The organism is Pseudomonas sp. Sample_24, from assembly GCF_004307605.1.
Classification (GTDB): Bacteria; Pseudomonadota; Gammaproteobacteria; order Pseudomonadales; family Pseudomonadaceae; genus Aquipseudomonas.
Genome location: NZ_RCNW01000384.1, coordinates 1 through 608 on the forward strand (window position 1 = coordinate 1; position 608 = coordinate 608).

At 57.6% G+C, this 608-nt stretch carries 1 protein-coding gene; it reads right to left on the minus strand.

Annotation, left to right across the window (positions count from 1 at the left end):
* The coding region (locus D8V06_RS21520; protein ID WP_177434468.1) for an RHS repeat-associated core domain-containing protein at window positions 1-608 on the minus strand (608 nt) is incomplete at both ends.

Here is a 608-nt window from a genome sequence, read left to right on the forward strand (position 1 = left end):
ATCGGATCCTGCGTAACAAACCGCCCCACCTCCGGATCGTAATACCGAAACGTGTTGTAGTGCAGCCCCGTCTCATCGTCGAAATACTGCCCCTGAAACCGCAGGTTCTGCTCGACTTCATTGACCGTCAGCTTCTCAACCGCTCCCCAAGCCTTGTACGTCGCCTGCCAGACGATCTGCCCTTCCCGGTCAGTCATCTCCAACGGCGTACCAATCTGGTCGGTATGGAAGTAGTAAAGCTGCTGCGCTTCACCTTCTGCCTGGTCCACCCGCGCCAAGGGGGCATAACTGCCCGGCTCATACAGGTACAGACTGCTCCGCCCCGGACTTTCCTCGCGCAACATCCGCAGACCTTGCCACAGGAAATGCTTCTGCTCGGTTTTACCCTTGAACTCTGAAACCTTGGCAACCCGCCGTCCGAGGCTGTCGTACCGATATGCACCGGTACTCTCCAGCTTTCCGTTGACCAGCGTCTCAGCCCGGACCAGCCGATTCTCACAGTCATAAACAAACGTCTGCAGCGTGCCCATCCCGCTGCGTTTCTCAATCAGGTTGCCCCACGCATCGTAGGCATATTCCTGATCTCGCCAGCGCTTGAGACGGTTGTC